Genomic DNA, 21,586 nt, shown 5'->3' with positions numbered 1-21,586 from the left:
ACGCTGCCAGAGGCCGAGCCGCAGCCGAGAAAGGTTGTTGGCTAGCCGAAGCAAGGGGATTTTAAGGGACAATGAAGCTTAAAGAAATACAAGATCATTTTAACAAACTGGACGATTTTCATAAACAACTTTTTTTATCTAAGCTCATTTTCGAGTGCTCAATACTAAGCAGAAGTGTTTATCCTGAAGCAAGAGAAGGTATGCCACAAGCAACAAGAATATTAATAGCTATGAATGAAAACATTCTTTCTATCTCAAAGCAACTTAGTTATGAGATAAAGGGAGCAGCTAAACAAGAGCCGAGATTAAGACTATTTAAAAATATTATGGAATCTGCTATTAAAAATAACTCAAGTTGCTACCTTAAAAATATGGCTGACACTCTCAGCCAGAACAAATAATGCGATTTTCAGCTCAAAGCCTGCGGCTGTGACTGCATGAATGCTCCTCGGCATCCTGCGTGCAATGGATGACCCTGTCGTCTCCACAATCTTGCGATGCAGTTTTATCCAATAAGTGCGCCACGGTGGATACGGCCGTTTGCTGTTTTTCTTGCGTACAGGACATAGTTTCACCTGTCTTGTCTCATTGATTAAGTCTTCCATGGCATAATCATTGTAGATTTTGTCTGCATAGATTTCTGAACCCGTCGGTAGGTCAAACTGAAAGGAGCGCAGGTGAGTCACATCGCTTTCAGAACCCGGTGTTAGGAAGAACTCAACTGGTTGACCCTGACTGGTGACCATCAAATGTAGTTTGAGTCCATAGAAGTAGCGGCGTTTGCTCGCAATCTTGCCGCGATACTTCTCTTCTCGATAGAGACGACAGCGGCGAATGCGCCAATTGTCACACACCACAATAGGAAAGGTATCGATCACATAGATGGAATCATCACACAGTTCTTTCCAGTGATTGCCTAATATCTCGATAAAGGTCACGATATGATGGCTCACTCGGTGCAAACGACGCGAGTACCGACTTTTGCTCAACATCGCTGGGATGTAGCGGCGTTGCCGCAAAAAAGCGCGGGCAAGTTCATAATTGCCGCCAAAAAACAGAGCGGCCACAAGTGCTGTGGTGATGACCTCTGAATCATTCATGCGGCATTGGCTATTTTCATGATGACCAAGGCTGCGCAAAAGGTCGTTAACCAGCGTGTAAATCGCTACAATTTGTTCGTCCATGATTGTCCTCGTAAATATGGTTTGGTGGTTCAAACCCACTTTACTTGGCTTTCATGGACTTCACCATTTTTGACTGTTAAGGTAGCAACTTAGGTTAAAAATAGCTATGTGGAATCTTTGATTTTTGCATTATCAAGAGCATTTGAATCCAAATAGCAAGTATGTTTCCTCTAATTTGGGCGGGTCTTCGTGTCTGAGCTTTGGTCAGGATCGCGTCGTGCCGCTTTTATGCCGTAGCTAGTCTGCCATTCAACTTTTACTGGTTCAAGTTTCCGAATCTGCGGTTCAGCGGGTAAAGGGGCCTTTGTTGCCAATCATCATGGCATCGGCTACGGAATCAACCGCCAGGTCGAGGGTGTAGCTGTCGCGGGGGCCGTCTTCATCTTCCAGATCGAATAGTTCCAGGGTAATCAGGTTGTTTTCGGCGGGGAGGATGCGGTAACGGCCATTCCATTCCAACGGTGGGTAGCCAGAAAAGCGCACCAAACCATCCTCAAAGGTGTAGCTGTAAGAAGCGTGAAAATCTTCATCAACCGCTTCTGAAAAAGACCAACTGCCTTGGATTTTCTGCTCGGCTTGTGCTGTGGGGCTGTCCACCTCGGCACAGGCAACAATAAAGCTGCTAATAAACATTAAAATAATGGCGGCAAGAACTGCTTGGGGCGTCATAATAAACCTCAAAATTAACTATCTGTATCAATTTGTAGCGAAGCAATAAAAGCGTCTAGCAAGGATAGATTGGGCGTGAAAGTGTCAACGGCCGTTTCCTCCAATATCTCAGCCACCTGTGCGTTGTAATCGTGCATGATGGCCGCCAATTCTGCGTGGTCGGTAGGCAATGTTTCTGGCATGGGCACGGCAAAATGGGGCTGGTTTGGCTGGTTCGGTGCCCCAGAATCTGGTAAGAAGGGCAGCGTCAGCGGCGCAAAAACCTGGACAAAATACGTACCATCCGCCGTCAGGCCCCGGAACTCATATTTGATACCGCCGTTGTGGGCCACGAACAAATCCTGACCGTGCATGGTGACGGCGCGAACGCCCTGTACCTGCGGCGCGGGTGGATAAGCCAGCTTGGCTTGCAGCAGCAGGGCTGCGCCTCGGTTTGTGAACTGGTAATTTTCATCTTGGTTGGTGACGGCCGTTTCCACATCAGGAATCAGCTCAACTTGCCACGTCTGCTCTAAATCCACGCGCGTAATTTTGATGCAGCCCTCAATCACGCAGTAGCCATCTTTGGCAAATAAAAAGGTGATTTGGTCGCCACTTTCAGACAGTTCTGGATAAAGTGCGGGCATCACGGCCGTATCAAGCGTGAAGCGAACGTTCTCAAAGCTGTAGTCTGGCCCTGTGATGGCTCCGTTGGCAACTTCTGGCAGGGGCGTTTGGATGGGGGCAAGCGTGGGGAGCGGTATTTTTGTAGGGGCCGCGGTGGCTGTTTCTGTGGGCGTGGGCGTAACAGCCGTACAGTTGCCATCGGCACACGTTAGCTGAATGGCAAACGCATACAGGGGCAGTTCGTACACATTGCCAAACTCATCTTCATAATCAACCAAAGGGAGACCTTCATCCTCGTATGGATCGACCCCAGACAAGGCGGCTAGCTCTTCCACGCTGAACTGGCGTGGGGTGTAGCCTGGGGCGGAGAAGTGAAAGGTGGGCGGTGGCGGGCCATCCCCAACGTAGGTGATGCCATTTTCTAACTGCGCGAAGGTAATACGGCCGTTTGCATCCGCCAGTAAGTCCTCATTGGCAAAAGGCATATCTTCTATCTGTAAGATTGCGTCAGGAACGGGTAAGTCTGTCTCTGCATCATGCAAATCAAACTGCATTGCGCCGTAAAACGGTAGAAATTCCCAGGATTCCGTCAGATCGTAGCCGTCAATGTCATCATCCTGCCTAAAATCGCCATCGTCATCATCGTCATTGTTTGGGCGTGGTGTGGGCGTGGTGGCCGTGCAGCCAATCACGAGGAAAGCTACGCACAACAGCCAAATCGTTTTAAATCCAATTTTCATTAGGAACTCCAAGGCTTCAGCAGCTAATGGTTACAAATTCGCAAGTGGTGTGCATGGTAACGGCCGTTTCACTCCACAAAGCCCGCATATCCTCACACGCCGCTACCTCAGCAACCGATAGCTGAAGCTGGTCAAGCTCGGTGCGTAAGCGGCCTGATAATTGCACATAGTTTGGATTGTCATAGATAAAAGTTTCGGTGATGGGTTGGCAAAGGTGCGGGCAATCTTGCATTTGTTCATGTTGCGGTTGCATTACAGTCGATAACATCTTGTTTCTCCATTTATTGGCTTTTTTCAGCTTGTTACCTACAGCATACATTGTCAACGTGATGAAATCGTGATACACATTCAAAATGAAAATCTCATTCCAGAAACAAACCCAACCCACCATCCCAGAGCTACTCTTTTGCTGGCGGCTGCAAATCATCACCGATTCCCCAACCAACCTAACCGACATCTTCATCCCGGAGCTGTTCTTTGATTTTTTCTGGGTTCAAGAGGGAGAAATTTTTTACCGTGATTCCAGGCAAAATCGCAATTCAACACTACCAAAAGAATGCTTAAAAGCGTTGCACACTGATCGCCTCGACCTCACCCTGCAAACGCCGCTCACGCTCTTTGGGGCCAGATTTACCCTGCCATTTGCGGAACTCTTTTGGCAAAAGGAGATGCCTGCTAATTGTTTTTTGCCATTTAACTGGTTGCGGGAACGGCCGTCTGACCTAAAAACATTCACGCAGCAAATTATTACCACAGTTGAACAAAACAAAGTCAAAAAGACAATTGCCCCCATGCTGCATCCCACGTTGGCAGAAACCGATTGGCTCGCTGCCTATTCACCCCGCCACAAGCGCAGGCTTTACAAAACCGTCTTTGGCCTGAGCCGCAAAGAGATACAGGCCATCCAAAATATGCACATCTTCTTGGGGCAAACATGCGATTTCGGTGCACAAATGCCCCGCATCGTGGAATACGTCAGCGACGATTCCTTTTACGACCAACCCCACCTCAACAACGCCTTCAAAAAGCTAACCGGATTAGCCCCCTTGGCCTACTTTGAAGCGACTTCAATTCTGCAAGATAATCTTATGGCCGTTTCTTACAATGAACTGCCCGGCGACTATGATAGGATGTAATTATGAACTACCAACCATCCCAAAACGATATTGTGAACGACTATATTGATAACCTGAGCGAAGAAATCGCCCCGCTTTTTTTAGAGATTCGCGCCTGCATTTTGGCAGCTGGCCCGGAATTTAATGAAAGCATCAAGTGGAAAAACTGCCTGGTTTACGGTACTACCAAAAACCACATCCAAACGGTGGTGGGCAAAGGCAAAATCTCTCTCATTTTCCACGATGGGGTTTCGCTTGATGATGCTTATGGCTTGCTGGAAGGCGACGGCAAAAAAGCCCGCACCGTTCGCATCACCTCGACAGATTTTAACCGCGAAGCGTTGCAAGATTACGTCCGGCAAACCTTGCAAAGGTAAGGACTGGCAGTCCTTTGGCAACTTTGAGATAAAATCTATTTACAGAACTGCCAGTCCTAAGAAAGCAATAAAGGGAATCAGATGAGATCATACAGTGCAAAGACAATAATTAACGCGCCAGTGCAGGCAGTTTGGGACATTTTAGTTGATCCCACTAGTTATCCAGATTGGGACCCCGGCATGGTGCGCGTGGAGGGCAAACTAGCTTTGGGCGAAAAGGTGAAATTTTTTACCAAATTCAGCCCAGACCAAGCGTTTGCCGTTAAGGTAGCTGGTTTTGAACCGGGCAAAAAGATGGTTTTCACTGGCGGAATGCCGTTGGGCTTATTCAAATCTGAGCGCACCCACACGCTCACAGCAGGTGAAGATGGGCAGGTTTTTTTTCGTACGGAAGAAATTTTTAGTGGTTTGCTGCTCCCAATTTTTGGCAGGACTATCCCCGATTTAACTGAAAGTTTTCAGGCATTTGCAGCGGGTTTGAAGCAGGAAGCGGAGAAGGGCTAAACTTTGGGATTGGAGATTTAGGACTGTCAATCTCCAATTACGGCGCAGCCAGTACACTCCAAAAGCGAATCGTGCCGTCGTGGGCGGCGGTTATGAGCAAACGGCCGTCCTCCGAAAAAACCAACCCTCGCATATCATCCACGCTGTTTTGGCGAAAGATGGGAACCCCGACCATGCCGATGAGCCGCTCCGTGTGGTGATTGAGCGTCAGCAGCAATTCGCCACTAGCCACATCCCACAGCTCAACTGTGCCAGAAAGCGAGCCGGATGCAATGAGACGGCCGTCTGGCGAAAAGCCCAGCGGATCAACTTGCTCATCAGCTTCAAACTGTAAGTGAATGTGTCGGGAAGCCATATCCCAAAGCAGCCAATGGTGGGTGGGTGGATTTCCTTCAGCAAGGGGTTGCGTATTCACGTAGCCGATAGTCAGGTAACGGCCGTTTTCATCCAGCCAATATTGGGTAATGTAATCTCCATCCAGTTCCCACAGCGGTATTTGCTGGGCTGGCGATTGCAATGCGCTTTGCACAGGCGAGGAGTAGCCATACTCGTTGCGCCGAATGGCAACCAATTCGCTGTCTTCACCAAAAATTAGTTCCCATGCCTCTTCAAACCGAGCCACCTCCTGCCCCGTTTCAATGGCAAATAGCGTGATGGGCAAACTCACTGCCAAATGAGTGCCATCCGGGCTAAATTGCAGAAAGCCGGGGGCAAAGTCGGTGCTAAATCGCTGCACCAGCTCCCCCGTTACCACGTCCCAAACGGCCGCTGTTTTGTCATCTCCGCCCGAAGCCAGCCGTTGACTATTCGGGCTAAACACCAGGGTGGTGACTTTTTCTGAATGGGCATCAATCGTCGTTAGATGCTGACCATCAGCGGCGTTCCACAGGTGGATACGGCCGTCATCATGCACCGTTGCCAGATAACGGCCGTCTGGCGACAGTGCCAGATGCCGTTGGGCATCTTCCAATTGAATCAAAAAGCGTTCTTGGCCTGTTGCAAAATCCCACCCTTGCAAGGTGTGGTCGTCGTAGCTTAAAAGCCAACGGCCGTCTGGGCTGATGGTATGGTTTAGGTTGGGCAAGGTAGCCGCATCCCAAACGCCGATTCCCACCAACTGTGCCACATTTTCCGGGGTGATTACCTCCAGATGAGACCATTCACCAATTGCTGGCTGGGTGATGGGTGTGGATGATGGTATGACGGTGGCTGTAGCAGTTGGTGGCGGCGTGGGTGAGGCCGTTGCTGTGGGAACGGCCGTTGCCAACGGCGTTGGCGAAGCGGGGGCAACAGTATGCGTGGCAACTACTGCCGCCGTTTCTGAAGTTGGTGCAGATTCAATTTGATCAGCTACAGGTTCACCATTGCCACACGCAATCAAAAACAGCAGATAGAATGTTAGACAACCAACCAATCCGACTAGGCGTTTCATCTTATTTCACCTGCCACACTTTGGCAGTGCCATCTTCTGAACCAGAGATTAGCCGCGTACCATTTGCGGAGATGGCCAGACTGGTAACGGTGGTGTAATGTGCTTTCCATTCAGAAACGGCCGTTCCATCAACCACGTTATGCACAGCAATCATACCATTCGCCAACCCGACAAACATCTGGCTTCCATCCCCAGAAAACACGAGGGCACGGGGTGCTCTGCCAAGGGTCGTTTGGATAAGCGGCGTTTTGCGCCCCATGCGCCAAAACCGCAGCGTCAGATCACGGCAGCCAGCGGCAAAATGCTTGCTATCGGGCGCAAAAGCCAGGCAACGTACGCCGCCCCGCTTGCCGGTGTTAATGTCCGATTTTTCCTTGCCTGTTTTGAGCATCCAGATAATGATACGGCCGTTGCCAGACCCACCATACCCCGCCGCTGCGTAACGGCCGTTTGGTGAAAAAGTGACGGCAGACGGGGGTGTGTAGCCTTCCCACTTGTGGCGCAGATTACTGGAGTTTGCTTCCCAAACGCATACTTCTGGTTCATGGCCGCCGGAGATGAGGAAACGGCCGTCTGTTGAAAAGGCCAAGCAGCTAACCAAATCAATATGATGCGTATCATCAATTTGGTAAAGTGGCGCGTCCGTACCATTTTGAACCTGCCACACGGGTATAAAACCTCCACGGTATATTTTTGACCCGGCAGCCAGTTCGCCATTTGGAGAAAGCGCCACCGCCTGCACCGGGTTAGAGAAGGGAAAAGCGCGCACAGCCGCCTGCGTCTCGACATCCCAAAGCTGCATCTGTTTATCGCGGCCACCTAGCAAAATTAGACGGCCGTCTGCCGAAATATCCACACCGTTAACCGGATGCCCCGTTTTAATTGAAAGCAATTCATTCACCTCATTGTCCTTATAAAAACCTGGCCACAGATTTCGCAGATTACACAGATTGATGTTCAAAATCTGCGAAATCTGTGGCTAAAAAACTAACGAAAGTAAATCCAGGGGCCGCCTGCTTCATTTACGGCCGTTTCCGACACAAAATCTAAAAAGCAAGCCGCCAAAAAGTTTGTTGGATACCCCGCCTCAGCCAGCAGCTTGAGCAAATCCTGGCGCAGAAGGCCGAAATGCCCTTTGCGTTTGGCCTCGGCCAGCGCGGCATCATCCCGAAAGGCCAAAGCAATGCTTAGATGCCGGGGATGAATTTCTGGTGAGCCAATGACGACCTGGTTCACAAGGGGCGGCTCAAGCTGCTCATGCTGCTGCCGCAAACGCGCCACTGCCCAGCTTGCGCTGCCAATATTTGCCGATGGCTGATTTTGGTTACTGTTCATTTCGTTCTTCCGTAAAAATGACGGGCTTCAAGAAATTGATGCCACTGGTAGGGGCGTACCCCCGTGTGCGCCCAGCGTGGGCAGACACGGGGGTCTGCCCCTACCCAACGAAATCTGTTATTTGTTAATTTTGGGGAGCGTGGCGCATGAAGTAGACGCCGCCGCCCAGGTTGGTGTCGCCCATGCCAACCCAAACCTCGCCCGTTACCGAAACGAGAACGGTGCGAACGCTGTTGGAGGGCAAGCCGTCGCGGGTGGTGAAATGCGTCCAGGTGCTGCCGTCAAAATGGTACAGGCCAGCCGTGCCGCTGCTGACGCTGCCTGCGAAGATGTCGCCATTAGGGGCTACGGCCACAGTTACAAATTTCACGTCTTCATTGAGCAGGGTGGCGGTTTGGCCGTCGAAGGTTGCTAGGCCAAAGTTTCCGGCGAGGATGATACGGCCGTCCTCCCCAAAAGCCATTGCCCGCACCGCCGGGTCATTACCCAATGCGTCTTCTGCCAGCACCAACTCTGCACTGCTGTCCGTCAGACGAACCAGGCCAGCGTGCGTGCCGGCCCACATCGTTGTGCCGTCCCACAGTAGGGCGTGGGTGCGAGCATCTGGGTAGCCCTGGCTTGTATCCACGGTGCTAAATGTGCTTCTGTCGAAGATGCTCACGCCACCCTCGCTGCCAACCCATACGCGGAACTGATCATCGAGCGCCAGACCGCCCTGATGGGCATCGCGCAGGCCATCTTCCTTGTTCCAGCGCATGGATTCTTCTTGCCACGGTTCTAGGTAAAACAGGGTGCGGTCGCCTAATGACCACATGCCGCCGCCATTACCATGGGCTAAAAGCGCGTTGTCGCCAAAAAAGCCCAGCACCTCTTCAGCCACCTGCCCGTTCGGGTCGGAGCGACGGACAAAGCCATCGCCAGCAATCCAGACGTAGTAGGCATCGTCCTGCGCCAGGGCGGAGACAAAGTTGCTTAGAATGAGTGCTGGAGCCATGTAGTTTGTCCAACGGCCGTCTTCCTGCGTGAAGGGGTTAAAACGAGCAACACCATTGTTGAGCGTGTGGTAGTACAAAGTACGGTCTGGGGTGGCATGGAGGCCATAAACGCGACCTTCTGGCATTCCCTCTTCCCGCTGCATGACGGCCGTACATTCAAATGTCCCGGCGATGTCCATGGGGCAAAGGGCATTGGTCATGCCCAGCCACAAAATCCCCTGGCCTGCAAAATATTCCAGCGAATAAATTGCGCCCGCGGGCATGTTGGGCGCGTCGTCCTGGGTGATGAGCTGGGTTGAGCCATCTGTGTTCAGCACAACCAGCCCTTCATCGGCAGCCATGTAAATCGTGCCGTTGGCTTCCACTTCGATGTCATGCACTTTGTCGGCGGGGAAGCCGGTTTCGATGTTATGTACCGTCACGCTGCCGTCGCTGTGAATCACGGAAACGCCCTTGAAGCCGGAGGCAACCCAGATGTCGCTGCCGATCACTTCAATATCTTCGACTGCGCCCCAGGCGAGGCCGTCGTTGTTTCTGGTGTAGCTCGTCACCACGCCATCCGTTAAATCCAGCACGGTAACATCGTTGTAGGCCATGATGAGACGGCCGTTTTCCTGATCGCACACCACGTCACTGATGCGGGCGGTGCCATTGAAGATGCTGGGGCCAACTGTGCCCTCGCTGGTGTCCAGCAGATAGGCGCCATCGAGCCATCTGTCGCTGGCGGAATCGTAAGTTGCCAGCCCATGCGTCGTCGCGGCGATCAGCGTCGGTTCGGGAATGTTGCAAACTGTAACTGCGTGTGCGCCAATGTGCGGCAGGCCGTCGAGCGTTGTGTACACAGTTGGCGCACCAGTCTGTAAATCCCAGGCGACCATGCCACCCAGCGTTGCCGCCCACAGCGTCTCGCCGAAAAAAGCCGTGCCGCGCACCTCGTTTGGGTCGCTGAAAATGGTGGGAACGGCCGTTGCCACGTCCAGTTCTTCATATAAATCATCATCTGTCTGATCCGTTTCTTCTGCAACGGTTTCAGGTTCTTCGGCAACGTCCTCATCTTCAACAACCTCTTCAACGGTCTCCTGTTCTTGTTCAGGTTCTGCTTCAGGTTCAACCTCAGGCTCCTCGGAATCTTCGTCGGTTTCGGTGATTTCGGCCGTTTCTGGCTGATTGGTCACCTCATCGTTGCTGTCTGTGGCTTGTTCGACGGGATCGTTGCCCCCGCAGGCTGCCACCGCTAGCAAAATAGCCATCATCAGTACAAAAATAATTCGCAAGTTCGTGTCTGTTTTCATGCTGCTTCTCCAATTCGATAAAGGGTTCAATGTAATGCTGGCAGTGTAGATTTTGTGCGTTATGGAAGCGTCATGACAGGAGAGATCACGTTTTCATTACGGCCGTTCTGTACACTCATCAACATGAAAGCAGCACCCAAATCTTTTCTATTGCGAATTTGGCCGCAGGAGACGGCCGTTGCCACCGAATGGCGCTTTTCCCTGCAGCCCATCCCCGATGGCGACCGCCAGGGCTTTGCCGATTTGCTGGAGCTGCTGCTTTATCTGGAGGCAATCACCCCAGACATCGAAACACCTAATTCTGGCAAAAAGCTTTCAACGAGAAAATGAATCACAGATTGCATAGATTTCGCAGATTAGAAATAAAAATCTGTTCAATCTGCGAAATCTGCTGATAAAAAATGGAGGTAAACAAACATGCGTAAACGATCTTGTTCTCAACAATTAGGTTTATTGATTCTTCTGGGTAGCTTGCTGTTTGGCGGCTTGATTATTGGCTTGCCCACGGCCGCTTTGCTGGCTCCCAACTCACAAATTGCCCCCGTCCTCGGCTTCTTTATGCTGCCGACGGCGTTGGTTTTGGCACTGCTGGGTTGGTACGGAACGGCCGTTGCCGCCACCACGTTCGGCGCAGCTAAGAAAACAGTGCAAACTGGCTCCCTCACCGCAGGATTAGAAGCTGCCAACCAGCAAAGCAGTTCGCCACCAGGTAAAATCGTCCTGCTGCTCATTCCCGCATTTATTGGCACGCTGTTTGGGCTGGTATTGTCAGTTGTGGCTGGAGAATCGTTTTTGGGTGTAACGGCCGTTTGCCTAACAATCGGCTTTGGCTACGGTCTCGTTTTATACCTCGCCGCCCGCTTCTGGATTTTAAGCGACCTCTTCGCCGCCCTATTTGACGATTACGCCTAGTAGCCGCGGATTCTTTCCGCGCCACAAGAGCGCAGAAAGAATCTGCGGCTACATTTCCTCTTAAATCTCTGTGGCAAAAAACTATCAGAAACCGCCAAATGCCGCTAAAATACCCTCGATTTTGTGAGGGGTACAATTCATGGCAACGCTGCGGCTGTTCTTGCTGGGCACATTTGAACTATTTCTAGACGACAAACCAATTACCGATCTTTACTCTGACAAGACACGGGCGCTGTTGGCCTACCTGGCACTGGAAGCCAACCAGCCGCACACGCGCGGCGAGCTGGCCACGCTGCTCTGGCCGGACGTGGAAGACAAAAAAGCGCGTCAAAACTTCCGACAAACGCTCAGCAAACTGCAAAAAAGCATTGGCAACCAGGAAGCCAATCCCCCCTACCTGCTCATCACCCGGCAAACGGTGCAATTCAACCCCAACTGCGATCACTGGCTGGACGTTACGGCCGTTCAAAACAACGACGTCTCCCATTACCGAGGCAGCCTGCTCACCCACTTCATCGTCAAAGAAAGCACCCTGTTTGAAGAGTGGCTCACCATCCAGCGAGAGTCGCTGCACCGGGAGGTGATGGGCTTGCTGGAGAGGTTGGTGGTGGAAACGGCCGCAACCAACCCCCAACAAGCCGCCCGCTACGCCCAACGCCAAACTGAGCTAGACCCGTGGCATGAAGAGGCGTACCGCAGTTGGATGCGCTGCCTGCACCAAGCGGGGCAATCTAGCCAAGCGCAGCAGGTGTATGCTCAATGCCGTAAAATTCTGTGGGATGAACTCGGCGTGGAGCCAGAGACAGAGACAGAAGCATTGTTGGCAGACATCAAAGCAGACGCCCAGCCCAGCCAGCATCCCACCTACAATTTACGACCGTCCACCTTACCCAAAGAGAAAACCCCGTTTATCGGCCGTTCTGCGGAACTGCAAGAAATTCACGGCCTGCTCCAGCAGGAGGATTGCCAACTGCTGACCCTCGTTGGTCTGGGCGGCGCAGGCAAAACGCGGCTGGCCATCGCCGCCGCCAAGCAACTAGTGGCAGGCGCAGACAGCAAAAATCTATCTGAAAAAGCCACAGAGGAAAAAGAGAAATCTGAGAACCAACCCTTCCCCTTAAAACCCTCTGTGGCAAATATTCGGTCGGGTTCTAAAAATAGCTACCCTGACGGCATCTGGTTTGTCTCGCTGGTGGGGGCAGAATCCATGCTGCCCGCCATCGCCAGTACACTCAACTTCCCCTTTGCCAGCAACAGCGACCCCGGCGCACAGCTCATCGACTACCTGGCCGACAAGCAATTGCTGCTGGTGCTAGACAACTGCGAAGAGCTGCTGCACGAGCGCGGCTGGCTAACCGATTTGGCACAGGCAGCCTCAAACATCAAGCTGCTCACCACCTCGCGCCAGCCGTTTGACATTGCTGCCGAATGGCTGTTTGCTGTGGAGGGGCTTAAAACAAAAACGGGCGACGAAGCGCTGTCTGATGCAGAAGAGTTGTTTGTGGCGGCTGCTAAACGCGCCAACGCTCGCTACCGTTTCGCCGATGGCGATCGCCCCGACATTCAGCTCATTTGCCAGCGCGTGCTGGGGCATCCGCTCAGTATCGAACTGGCCGCTTCCTGGGTGCCGCTGCTGGGCATTCCAGAAATTGCGACCGAAATTAACAGCAGCCTCGCCATTTTTGCCACCGATTCGCAGCAGTTTGAGGCACGACACCGCAGTTTGCAGGCGATTTTTGAGTACACCTGGCAAACGCTCAGCCCATCAGAGCGGGAGACGATGGGCAAGCTGGCGGTGTTTCAGGGAGGCTTTACCCGCGAGGCGGCGCAGCAGGTGGCGGGGGCGTCGCTGCTCAACTTGCTGCAGCTGGTGAATAAGGCACTGGTGCAGCGGCAAGGTGATCGCTTTGGGCTGCACGAGGCGGTGCGCCAGTTTGCTACCAGTCGGGCAGCGGCATTGCCCCATCAAGCCCATGCCCAAACTTACGTGCAGCTTTTGGCCGATTTGCGCCACGCGCTGCAAAGCAGGCTCGATCCAGCACCGATAGAGACGATTACGACAGAGTTGGAAAATATTCGCGCAGCCTGGGCGTGGCAGGCGGCGCATGAGCCGGTGGCACTGGCTGCGGCCTTGCCCACGCTGACGCTGTATTCTGAGCGGGCGGGTTTAATTGTGGAAGGGTTGGAGCGATACGGCCGTCTCCTCACCAACCTTCCCCCAAACAAACCAGCCAACGTTCCGCTGCGGGTGCAACTGCTCAACATCATGGGCAACTGGATGGTGGAGAACAACCGGGAAGTGGAAAGCCGTCCGCTGCTGGATGAAGCGTTGGCTCTGGCGCAGCAGCACCATCTCAAAGCGGAGGGGGCCATCGCCACAACCAATTTGGCACTGTACGCATTTTTGTTCCGCGAAATTGAAAAGAGCCGAAAATTATACAAAGAGAGTTTACAGATCGCGGAGGAAAGTGGCGATCGGGCGGTGCTGGCGCTTTGTCGCAGTCGGTACGGCCGTACCCTCGAAAACATTGGCCATTACGCGGAAGCGATTGAAATGCTGTCTGGCGCGGTTGCGCTGGCCGAGTCGTTGGGACGCGCCGACATCAGCACGGGGCTGTACGAGCGGCTGACGTTTGCCTACCTGAACGCAGGCGACCACGACAACATGGCCCGCTGCGCCCACGTTTATGCCCGCGCCGCCGAGCAAATGGGTGCCGACCAAACGATTGCCGCCGCCAACTACCTACTGGGGCTGGTTTATGATATGCAGAACCAGCATTGGGAAGCGATAGGTTATTACCGGAATGCGCTTACCATTTTTACCCGCTACCATATTGCCCGCCGCCGCTTGACAACGGCCGTTCACCTGGCAGGTGCTTACCAACACGCCGGGGAGTATGCGCTGGCGGAGGAGCAGTTTTTGTGGGTCAAAGCGCGGCTGGATGCGGAAGAAGCAATGACCAGCCGGGCCAACATTCGCGGCATTTTAGCGAGTCTGTATGTGGATATGCAGCAAATTCCCAAAGCGTATGCCATGATACGTGAAGCGGTACCGCTCATGGATTGGCTCTCGCCGACATCGCAATCGATGCAGTTTTTCATGTACATTGCCAAGCTGTTGCTAGCAGATAATCGGCCAGCGCAAGCAGCCCCGTTTTTGGCCTACAACCTGCAAGGTTCGCTCATCCGTGAACGTCACCGCCAGCAGTGTGAGGCGTTGCGCGCCCAGTTGCCAGATGATGTGTGGGAAACGGCCGTTGCCGCCAAACCCACCATGCACACCCTCCACCAACTCGCGACCAAAACATTTAGCAAAAATAATGAATTGTGGACAATGAATTGAGAATGGTGAATGAAACCCCAGTTCACAATTTATTGTTAATTATTCTCAATTCATTATTACATCCTACTCTTCAGCCATTTGGTACACCAGGATGCCCGTGTCTGGGTGAGAGATGAAGAGCCTGTCGCCGACGACTTCGGTTTGTATCAGGGTTGTGTCTAGCGGTAGCTGGATGCCTTTGCCCAGCATTTGGGGTGCAAACGGGTCGGTGAGGATGTGGGGGATGAAACGGCCGTCCACCGTCATCACCCACAGCAAGCCTTCAAACAGCACCAGCTTGCGGGCATTGCCAGGAACGGTAAGCCCGTTTTTCACTTCTGGCTCATGCGCCCGCAGCGTGTGCAGCGCCCACAAAGTGCTTTCGGCACAGTCCGCTTGGGCAAAGCGGCATTCCGTACCGAGGTAATAGGTTGCGTTTTCTCGCCAGCGCACCACGCCATCCAGCACGGGAAAATCGGCGGGTAAAAAGCTGTGGGGCACCAGCCAGCCGGGGCCAGCAACCCCCACAATGTAAATGCCGTCTGGCCCAATCAGGTGCAGCGTATCTGGGCCGGTGACCAATATTTTGTGAATCGCGCCCTCGTAGCACTCCTCACAGACGGCAATCTGTTCCAGGATGCCGTCGTCGTTTGGTTCAAACGTTTGCAGCCCGTCGCCAGTCGTATCCAGCCACTGCCCAGCCAGGTGCAGCGTGTTGCTTTTGGGGTCAATAACGGCCGTTTCCTGCGGCATTGTCGGATTCGTTACATCCAGTTGAATCAGCCCTCGGTCTGGGTCAATAATAAATTGCGTATTTTGGTAAACATCGCTAAACCGATTGGGCGTTTGCAGCGACAGGAAGCTGTGGCGCGTCTCCAAATCGCTAAGATCAAAACTGAATAGTTGGCTGGGCGACGTGCTACCGACGGCAAAGCCCGCCATCTCGTTGCCCAAATCCACCGAACTGCGCCAGACTAATTCGCTTAACACCGCCGGAGAGGCTGCGTTGGCCAAGTCTAGCAGGCTGAGGCCGCGCTCATGTGCCACCACCGCCAGCGTACCTTGAAACGTGACGGCGTTGGCGGTGAAGGGCAGTTCGGCCACAAGCTGCGCCGTCGGTTCAGCGGTGGCGGTGTCAATTGCCCACAGCCGCGAGGCGCCAGCCGGTGCAAAATAGGAGCCTCTGTCTATGACAACGGCCGTATCCCCCACCATCGTCACAAACCCACCTCCACGCGGCGAATCCACCCCCGTCAAAAAGTCGCCCAGCGGCGCAGAGTTGATGGCTTCAACCGCTGCTGGGTTGGCGATGTTGAACTGGTGGAAAAATTCATTGGCTAGCAGCAAACGGCCGTCTGCTAGGGGCAGAGCTGGATTCACGGCAAAGCCATCAAAGCTGCTGATCTCACCGACAAGGGTTGGCTGCCCTGGCTGCGTGATGTCAAAAATGTCAATCCGCTCAGATTGGCTCACAATGAGCAGTTCACCTGTGGTGGTGAGGCGGGTGGGTGAGATGGTGGGCAGGGTGATGGTGGCGGTGGGAACGGCCGTAACCATCCCGCTAATGTCCCAGGCGGTAAGTGTGGTTTTGTCATCAGCAACGGCCGTTGTGTATAAAAAGTCACCCATCACCACCATGCTTTGCACCTCGCCCTCGATGGAAAGCTGGGCAATGCGCCGAATTTGGGCAGGATTGCTCACGTCCAGCACGTCAATCCAGCCCGGTTCGGCCACCACGTAAGCGGCATCCAGGTACAGTGCCAGTAGGCGCACCACGCCCCCCAGCGGCTTTGAACGGCCTAGTACGGTGGGAGTGGTGGGGTTCGTGAGGGAAACGGCCGTTACCCGCAACCCTTCCCCCGCAAAGGCCACATCTCCAGAAAGTGCCACCGCTTTGGCCGCGCCGCCAACGTGATCCATCAGCACCAGCGGACGGCTGGGTACGCTGGGCAAGGTGGGGAAGTCCGCCGCAGAAACGGTAAGCGATTCTGGCGGCGGTTCATGCTCAATATAGGATTCTGGCGTCTGCGTGGCCGCTGTGGTTAGTGATGCGTATGAGCCTTGACCATCAATCAGCAACGTGCCATCAGAATTTATGTCTATGGTCATCAAACGGTCGTCGAGTGGCTCGCCTTCCTCATCCATGTTGGTGAGGCTTAGCACAATTTGCTCTGAACTTTCTTCTACAACTTCGTAATTCCCAGACCAAAAGCGTGGCGGATACCCTTCAAACGAGAGTTCGCCATCTTCAAAAAAATAGCTATAGGAGGCAGAGAAGTTTTCATCCACGGCTTCTGTGTAGCTCCAGCGTCCCTGGATGGCAGCAGCCGTATCTACAGCCACGGTCGGTTCAACGGCGCGGGTTGGTTCCACCTCCTCGGTGCGGGGGCGGTCGCCATCGTCGTCATCATCAACCGGGCGGGGTGTGGGTGCAGCATCTGGAGTGCAGGCTACGATAAAAGCCAGCAGCAAAAAAATGAGCAAGGGCAAGGTTTGTTTGTGCATCGGGTTAACTTCCTTTTCATATCTGTTTGCCCATAGCATACCTACCGTGTGTGATGAAATCGTGATTTCATTGGTATAATGATCCGGATGATGACGAAGAATGCTCCTGAAGAAACGGCCGTTTCACACCAAAAAATCACCTCAGCCATCCAAACATTTGAATGGCAACAAGCCATTGCTCTCGTTACCCACACCCTGACTGAATCCCATTCAGATGATGAACAATTTCAACTCCTTTCCTGGCGTGCCCAAGCGTATCATTCGCTAGGGCTGCACGTGGAAGAAACGGCCGATTTGCAGCAAATGCTCTCTCTAGCCCAAACCCAGCAGGATGTGGGCAACCAGATGGCAACCTTGTTGAAAATGGCTATTGCCGCGCGGGTGTTGGGCAAGCAAGCGATGGAGCAAACAAATGTGGAGCAAGCCATGCTGCTGGCGACCCAGGTTGCCGACAGTGCGCTGCTAGCCAGAGGCCACTTTGCCATGGGGCGCATCCACAAGCGGCGCGGCGAAATTCCAGATGCTGAACGCGAATTTGACCAAGCATACCAACTTTACCAGCAAGCAGAAGACAAAGCAGGCCAAGCCCGCACCTTGCGCGAGCTTGCTTGGGTGTGGACGCGCAAAGGCAGCCTGGATAGAGCCAATGAACTTTTAGAGCAGGCATTAGGGCTTTGCCAAGAGATTGGGGATCGCTCTGGCGAGGGAGATGTCCGCAACATGCAGGGGGTTCTCTCCTTTGACCTGGCGCAAAAGCGTACCTATTACGAACAAGCCCTGGCCATTTACGAAATCATCGGCAAGCGGCATAAGCAAATCATCATTTACAACAACCTCGCCCTCATCTACCTGAATTTGGGACTGTACGGCCAATGCTTGGATTACATTCAACCCGCCATTGCCCATGCCCGCGAAAATGAGGCACGCAACGAGCTAGCCTACAGCCTGGACGTGCTAGGGCGCAGCAGTCTGGCACTGGGACTGGTTGATCAGGCAGAACAAGCATTTACAGAGGGGCTGGCCATCTCGCAGGAGATGGGACACCAAGAGCTAATCGGCTACTACAATTTTGGTTTGGGTCAGGCGCGGGTGGCGCAGGGGGATTTAGTGGCCGCCCAGCAGCGTTTGCAAGTGGGGGCAGAGGCGTTGGGCAGCAGCGTTCATGGGGATCGGGCGGTGGCGCTGGCCTGGTTAGGGCTGGTGCAGCTGCATTTGGGGGATTGGCAAACGGCCGTTGCCACCACCCAACAAGCCATCACCATTTTAGAGGAAGGCCATCCCCAAGCAGATTATCCCGCCGCCTGGGCGTGGTGGTATCACTATTTGGTCGTTTCCGCTGCGCCGCAGCCTGATCCTGCCCGCTGCTGGCACGTTTTGGAACAGGCGCAGGCACTGATGCTGGCAGGCATTGATAAGCTGGGGGATGAGGGGCTGCGGCGCAACTATTTGAATCGCGCCGCGCCAAACTCGGCTATTTTGCAAGAGTGGGTGGCGCAGGCGGTGGCGCAGCAACGGCCGTTAACACCCCTCACCCAAACCTTCACCCGGCAAGACAGCATCGAAGAGCAGCTTCAGCGGATGTTACGCATTGGGGTACGCATCAACGCGCGGCGGCAGGTGCAAGATTTGCCCCGCTTCATCATGGGGGAAATTGTGGAGCTGTGCGGTGCAGACCGCGCCGCGCTTTACCTGCTGGATGATTCAAACGAATGGCGACTGGTAGCCGAAAACACAACCCAGCCAGACGCCAACTGGCTAGACAGCATCCAGCCCGCCTTACAAGAGGCCATTCATTCACGGCAGGCGATCCTGCATGAAATCGGCGACGAAGCAGACATCACCAACCAGCGATCTATCATTTGCGTGCCGCTGATAGCACAGGGCAAGCTGGTGGGGCTTTTGTATGCAGATTTGTTGGGGATTTACGGCCGTTTCACCCAAAACGATCTCGATTTGCTGGTGGTATTGGCAAACCAAGCGGCCGTTGCCGTAGAAAACGCCACCTGGGCCAGCACGCTAGAGCAGCGCGTTGCTGAGCGCACCGCCGCCCTCGAACAGCGCACCCAGGAGCTAACGGCCATCAACGCCGTCGGGCGAGACATCTCCGCCACGCTGGATTTGAATGCGGTGCTGGAACAAATTGCCGAGCACGCCCAACGGCTGCTCAACGCCGACGCCAGCGCAGTTTATTTGCCGGATGCGTCTGGCAAAGTTTTGCGAGCCACAGTTGCCAAAGGTGCCATCGCCGACCGGATTTTGGCGCATCCGGTGCCGCTGGGCGTGGGCATTATTGGGCATCTGGCACAGCAGGGGCGTGCCGAATTTGTGAACGATGCCACCCGCGACCCTCGCGCGGGCACCATCCCCGACACGCCGGAAAATGTGGAAGAGAAGCTGATGGCCGCCCCGCTCTTCACCGGTAGCCAGGTCAGCGGCATGATGGCTATTTGGCGCGGCACGGGCGGGGAGCCATTTAGTGAAGATGACTTGAATTTTGTACAGGCGTTGGCGCAGCAAACGGCCGTTGCTCTGGAAAACGCCCGTCTCTATAGCGAAGCACAGGCAGCCCGCCTGGAAGCAGAGGCAGCCAGCGAAGCCAAAAGCAGCTTTTTGGCCAACATGAGCCACGAACTGCGTACCCCGCTCAACGCGATTATGGGATTCACGCGCATCGTGAAGCGACGCGGCCAAGAGGCGTTGCCAGAAAAGCAGCTAGACAATCTGGACAAGGTGCTGGTAAGCGCCGACCATTTACTGTCGCTCATCAACACGGTGCTGGACATTGCCAAAATCGAGGCGCAGCAGCTCGACGTGCAGCGCACTGAGTTTGATTTGATCGCCTTGGTGGAATTATGTGTGATGACGATACGGCCGTTGCTCAAACCCGATGTCGTCATCTACCAAAATATCACGAGAGATAGCATCCTCATCACATCCGATGAAGAAAAAGCGAAACAAATTTTGCTCAATCTTCTCAGCAATGCCGCGAAGTTTACCTATGAAGGTGCGATCCAGGTGGCTGTGGCTGTCGGGAAAACTGAGGTAGCAATTAGCGTACAGGACACCGGCATAGGCATCCCGCCTGAAAAGCTGGAAGTTATTTTTGAAGCTTTCAAGCAGGCAGACGACAGCAGCACCCGCCAATTTGGCGGCACAGGGCTGGGTCTTTCTATCAGCCGCCAGCTCGCCCGCCTGCTGGGCGGCGACATCACGGCTACGAGTACGCTTGGAAAAGGCTCAGCCTTTACGCTCACTTTGCCTGTCAAACTGGAGTCTTAAGGTTAATTATGAAGAAGATTTTGATTGTTGAAGATATTGAATTTAATGTAGATTTGCTAGAGCAGTTATTAGAAGATGAGTACGCTGTGGTTGTGGCTCGTAATGGGAAGGAGGGGGTTGAACTGGCCACCTTGGAGCAACCAGACCTCATTTTGATGGATATGTCTTTGCCAGTGATGGATGGCTGGGAAGCAACCCGGCAAATCAAGGCAGATGATGCGCTTAAGCATATTCCCGTCATTGCCCTGACGGCACACGCCATGAGCGGCGACGAGACCAGAGCGCGGGAAGCTGGCTGCGATGATTACCTGAGCAAGCCACTGAATGAGGATTTGCTGTTTGAAAAGTTAGCTGCTTTTTTACCGCCCTCATAACGGTTCCATAACGCGGGCAAGCTAGATTTCTGTCACCAACGCACACAAAGGAGTGGTGACAGGATGAAAAAATTATTTGGAATTGTACTTTTTGCACTATTTTGGCTGGGTGTGGCCTGCACACCAACAGCGGAAATAGCCCCCACGCCTATACCTGACCAGGAAGTGGAAGCAACGGCCGTTACTTCGACTTCACTCAGCACAAGTCCCACTAACCCGCCAACCATTTCTCAAACCCAACCCACCCAAACCCCAACAACCGAACCAACGGCCACCACATTGCCTACCGAAACTCCTACGCCAACGCAGGAGCCAACGGCCGTTTCCACCAAAATCCCCATCAACACCGCTACCCCTGAACCAACCGCAGCACCAACAGAAACGGCCGTTCCCTATTCCATCGTTCAAGACACCACCTTCCCCAGCCAGCCAATCGAGCAACTGTGGGTATCGCCAGCTACCGGACGCACCTGGGTAACGACCGCGACTTCTCTCTACACCTTTGCAGACGGCAGTTGGCAAGAAGCACAGCCCCATCACGCCATCATTCTGGGCAACGACCATGAAACCCGAACCTGGTTTTGGCTCGGCGACACGCTGGCTTATTTTGGCGAACATGAAGGGTGGCAAGGCGTCGGCCCAGCTTTGGATACGAGTAGCTTGACCAATCCAGAGGATGAGATCGAAGATTTGGCGGTGGATGATGCAGGGCACGTGTGGATTGCCCACGGCCGTAACGGACTGCACCGCTTTGACCCTACCAGCCAGCAGTGGGAAACCCTGCGCGGTGAAGACGTTGGCTACGCGCCACTCTTAGAAGCACTATAGCAGTCTGGCGATTACGATCCATACCTTTCCTTCACCAGCGTCACGCGGGATGCCTTTGGCAACATCTGGGCGAGTGCTTGCCCTTCCCTGCTAATTAACCCTGAATTTGACACTTAC

General features: G+C 53.7%; 19 protein-coding genes. 10 read left to right on the top strand and 9 right to left on the bottom strand.

Translation table 11 applies throughout. The features are described from left to right. Window positions 1–71 precede the first annotated feature (71 nt). On the top strand, window positions 72–401 hold the full coding sequence (locus tag ACOQPM_RS10405) for a hypothetical protein (protein ID WP_420629194.1): 330 nt from the start codon (window positions 72–74) through the stop codon (window positions 399–401). On the opposite strand, the gene ACOQPM_RS10400 is transcribed toward ACOQPM_RS10405, so the two are convergent. The 4 genes from ACOQPM_RS10400 to ACOQPM_RS10385 all read right to left on the bottom strand — a co-directional run bounded on the left by ACOQPM_RS10400 (window position 351) and on the right by ACOQPM_RS10385 (window position 3,467). After that, a complete protein-coding gene (locus tag ACOQPM_RS10400; protein ID WP_420629193.1) occupies window positions 351–1,184 on the bottom strand; it encodes an IS982 family transposase in 834 nt (277 codons plus the stop codon). The genes ACOQPM_RS10405 and ACOQPM_RS10400 overlap by 51 nt on opposite strands. Window positions 1,185–1,469: 285 nt before the next feature. Then, a complete protein-coding gene (locus tag ACOQPM_RS10395) occupies window positions 1,470–1,853 on the bottom strand; it encodes a hypothetical protein (protein WP_420629192.1) in 384 nt (127 codons plus the stop codon). A 14-nt stretch (window positions 1,854–1,867) separates the two neighbouring features. Continuing rightward, window positions 1,868–3,199 carry a hypothetical protein gene (locus ACOQPM_RS10390; RefSeq protein WP_420629191.1) on the bottom strand — a complete coding sequence of 444 codons (1,332 nt, stop codon included), beginning with the start codon at window positions 3,197–3,199 and terminating at the stop codon, window positions 1,868–1,870. 16 nt (window positions 3,200–3,215) lie between these two features. Next, entirely contained in the window at window positions 3,216–3,467 is a 252-nt protein-coding gene (locus tag ACOQPM_RS10385) for a hypothetical protein (RefSeq protein WP_420629190.1), read from the bottom strand. 85 nt (window positions 3,468–3,552) lie between these two features. Between ACOQPM_RS10385 and ACOQPM_RS10380 the strand changes: the two genes are divergently transcribed. From ACOQPM_RS10380 to ACOQPM_RS10370, 3 genes are all read left to right on the top strand, one after another. Continuing rightward, the gene (locus ACOQPM_RS10380; protein WP_420629189.1) at window positions 3,553–4,335 is read left to right on the top strand and encodes a hypothetical protein; all 783 of its coding nucleotides are present in this window, start codon (window positions 3,553–3,555) and stop codon (window positions 4,333–4,335) included. A gap of 2 nt (window positions 4,336–4,337) precedes the next feature. Beyond that, the gene (locus ACOQPM_RS10375) at window positions 4,338–4,691 is read left to right on the top strand and encodes a DUF1801 domain-containing protein (RefSeq protein ID WP_420629188.1); all 354 of its coding nucleotides are present in this window, start codon (window positions 4,338–4,340) and stop codon (window positions 4,689–4,691) included. Window positions 4,692–4,772: 81 nt separating this feature from the next. Then, window positions 4,773–5,195: an SRPBCC domain-containing protein gene (locus ACOQPM_RS10370; protein ID WP_420629187.1), complete on the top strand. Its 423-nt coding sequence runs from the start codon at window positions 4,773–4,775 to the stop codon at window positions 5,193–5,195. 37 nt (window positions 5,196–5,232) lie between these two features. Here the strand turns inward: ACOQPM_RS10370 and ACOQPM_RS10365 are convergent, their stop codons facing one another. The 4 genes from ACOQPM_RS10365 to ACOQPM_RS10350 form a co-directional block, all read right to left on the bottom strand. Then, entirely contained in the window at window positions 5,233–6,627 is a 1,395-nt protein-coding gene (locus ACOQPM_RS10365; RefSeq protein ID WP_420629186.1) for a WD40 repeat domain-containing protein, read from the bottom strand. Between the two features lies 1 nt (window position 6,628). Beyond that, window positions 6,629–7,519 (bottom strand): WD40 repeat domain-containing protein, encoded by an 891-nt coding sequence (locus tag ACOQPM_RS10360; RefSeq protein WP_420629185.1) that lies wholly within the window; start codon window positions 7,517–7,519, stop codon window positions 6,629–6,631. 95 nt (window positions 7,520–7,614) lie between these two features. Beyond that, a complete protein-coding gene (locus ACOQPM_RS10355; RefSeq protein WP_420629184.1) occupies window positions 7,615–7,962 on the bottom strand; it encodes a hypothetical protein in 348 nt (115 codons plus the stop codon). Between the two features lie 124 nt (window positions 7,963–8,086). After that, complete coding sequence (locus ACOQPM_RS10350; RefSeq protein ID WP_420629183.1) at window positions 8,087–10,249, bottom strand: ligand-binding sensor domain-containing protein; 2,163 nt, start codon at window positions 10,247–10,249, stop codon at window positions 8,087–8,089. A gap of 72 nt (window positions 10,250–10,321) precedes the next feature. Between ACOQPM_RS10350 and ACOQPM_RS10345 the strand changes: the two genes are divergently transcribed. The 3 genes from ACOQPM_RS10345 (at window position 10,322) to ACOQPM_RS10335 (ending at window position 14,504) form a co-directional block, all read left to right on the top strand. Next, window positions 10,322–10,579 carry a hypothetical protein gene (locus tag ACOQPM_RS10345; protein ID WP_420629182.1) on the top strand — a complete coding sequence of 86 codons (258 nt, stop codon included), beginning with the start codon at window positions 10,322–10,324 and terminating at the stop codon, window positions 10,577–10,579. 87 nt (window positions 10,580–10,666) lie between these two features. Beyond that, entirely contained in the window at window positions 10,667–11,161 is a 495-nt protein-coding gene (locus ACOQPM_RS10340) for a hypothetical protein (protein ID WP_420629181.1), read from the top strand. A 139-nt stretch (window positions 11,162–11,300) separates the two neighbouring features. Beyond that, a complete protein-coding gene (locus tag ACOQPM_RS10335) occupies window positions 11,301–14,504 on the top strand; it encodes an AfsR/SARP family transcriptional regulator (RefSeq protein ID WP_420629180.1) in 3,204 nt (1,067 codons plus the stop codon). A 63-nt stretch (window positions 14,505–14,567) separates the two neighbouring features. Here the strand turns inward: ACOQPM_RS10335 and ACOQPM_RS10330 are convergent, their stop codons facing one another. Further along, complete coding sequence (locus tag ACOQPM_RS10330) at window positions 14,568–16,988, bottom strand: LVIVD repeat-containing protein (protein ID WP_420629179.1); 2,421 nt, start codon at window positions 16,986–16,988, stop codon at window positions 14,568–14,570. A gap of 87 nt (window positions 16,989–17,075) precedes the next feature. Between ACOQPM_RS10330 and ACOQPM_RS10325 the strand changes: the two genes are divergently transcribed. From ACOQPM_RS10325 to ACOQPM_RS10315, 3 genes are all read left to right on the top strand, one after another. Beyond that, complete coding sequence (locus ACOQPM_RS10325) at window positions 17,076–20,267, top strand: GAF domain-containing protein (RefSeq protein WP_420629178.1); 3,192 nt, start codon at window positions 17,076–17,078, stop codon at window positions 20,265–20,267. Window positions 20,268–20,275: 8 nt separating this feature from the next. After that, window positions 20,276–20,641, top strand: a complete 366-nt coding sequence (locus ACOQPM_RS10320; protein ID WP_420629177.1) for a response regulator — start codon at window positions 20,276–20,278, stop codon at window positions 20,639–20,641. Window positions 20,642–20,704: 63 nt separating this feature from the next. After that, window positions 20,705–21,469, top strand: coding sequence for a hypothetical protein (locus ACOQPM_RS10315; protein ID WP_420629176.1), 765 nt, complete (start codon window positions 20,705–20,707; stop codon window positions 21,467–21,469). The last annotated feature ends 117 nt before the right edge of the window (window positions 21,470–21,586 follow it).

The sequence above is a fragment of the Candidatus Leptofilum sp. genome (genome assembly GCF_965223525.1).
Lineage (GTDB): Bacteria > Chloroflexota > Anaerolineae > Promineifilales > Promineifilaceae > Leptofilum.
Note: the sequence above shows the minus strand (reverse complement) of the source record. Positions and strands in the feature narration are given on the sequence as shown.

What these genes read in the sequence shown, in the direction of transcription:
- ACOQPM_RS10405 (WP_420629194.1), top strand. Translation starts at nt 72, where the DNA reads ATGAAGCTTAAAGAAATACAAGATCATTTTAACAAACTGGACGATTTT.
- ACOQPM_RS10400 (WP_420629193.1), bottom strand. Translation starts at nt 1,184, where the DNA reads ATGGACGAACAAATTGTAGCGATTTACACGCTGGTTAACGACCTTTTG.
- ACOQPM_RS10395 (WP_420629192.1), bottom strand. Translation starts at nt 1,853, where the DNA reads ATGACGCCCCAAGCAGTTCTTGCCGCCATTATTTTAATGTTTATTAGC.
- ACOQPM_RS10390 (WP_420629191.1), bottom strand. Translation starts at nt 3,199, where the DNA reads ATGAAAATTGGATTTAAAACGATTTGGCTGTTGTGCGTAGCTTTCCTC.
- ACOQPM_RS10385 (WP_420629190.1), bottom strand. Translation starts at nt 3,467, where the DNA reads ATGTTATCGACTGTAATGCAACCGCAACATGAACAAATGCAAGATTGC.
- ACOQPM_RS10380 (WP_420629189.1), top strand. Translation starts at nt 3,553, where the DNA reads ATGAAAATCTCATTCCAGAAACAAACCCAACCCACCATCCCAGAGCTA.
- ACOQPM_RS10375 (WP_420629188.1), top strand. Translation starts at nt 4,338, where the DNA reads ATGAACTACCAACCATCCCAAAACGATATTGTGAACGACTATATTGAT.
- ACOQPM_RS10370 (WP_420629187.1), top strand. Translation starts at nt 4,773, where the DNA reads ATGAGATCATACAGTGCAAAGACAATAATTAACGCGCCAGTGCAGGCA.
- ACOQPM_RS10365 (WP_420629186.1), bottom strand. Translation starts at nt 6,627, where the DNA reads ATGAAACGCCTAGTCGGATTGGTTGGTTGTCTAACATTCTATCTGCTG.
- ACOQPM_RS10355 (WP_420629184.1), bottom strand. Translation starts at nt 7,962, where the DNA reads ATGAACAGTAACCAAAATCAGCCATCGGCAAATATTGGCAGCGCAAGC.
- ACOQPM_RS10350 (WP_420629183.1), bottom strand. Translation starts at nt 10,249, where the DNA reads ATGAAAACAGACACGAACTTGCGAATTATTTTTGTACTGATGATGGCT.
- ACOQPM_RS10345 (WP_420629182.1), top strand. Translation starts at nt 10,322, where the DNA reads ATGACAGGAGAGATCACGTTTTCATTACGGCCGTTCTGTACACTCATC.
- ACOQPM_RS10340 (WP_420629181.1), top strand. Translation starts at nt 10,667, where the DNA reads ATGCGTAAACGATCTTGTTCTCAACAATTAGGTTTATTGATTCTTCTG.
- ACOQPM_RS10335 (WP_420629180.1), top strand. Translation starts at nt 11,301, where the DNA reads ATGGCAACGCTGCGGCTGTTCTTGCTGGGCACATTTGAACTATTTCTA.
- ACOQPM_RS10330 (WP_420629179.1), bottom strand. Translation starts at nt 16,988, where the DNA reads ATGCACAAACAAACCTTGCCCTTGCTCATTTTTTTGCTGCTGGCTTTT.
- ACOQPM_RS10325 (WP_420629178.1), top strand. Translation starts at nt 17,076, where the DNA reads ATGATGACGAAGAATGCTCCTGAAGAAACGGCCGTTTCACACCAAAAA.
- ACOQPM_RS10320 (WP_420629177.1), top strand. Translation starts at nt 20,276, where the DNA reads ATGAAGAAGATTTTGATTGTTGAAGATATTGAATTTAATGTAGATTTG.
- ACOQPM_RS10315 (WP_420629176.1), top strand. Translation starts at nt 20,705, where the DNA reads ATGAAAAAATTATTTGGAATTGTACTTTTTGCACTATTTTGGCTGGGT.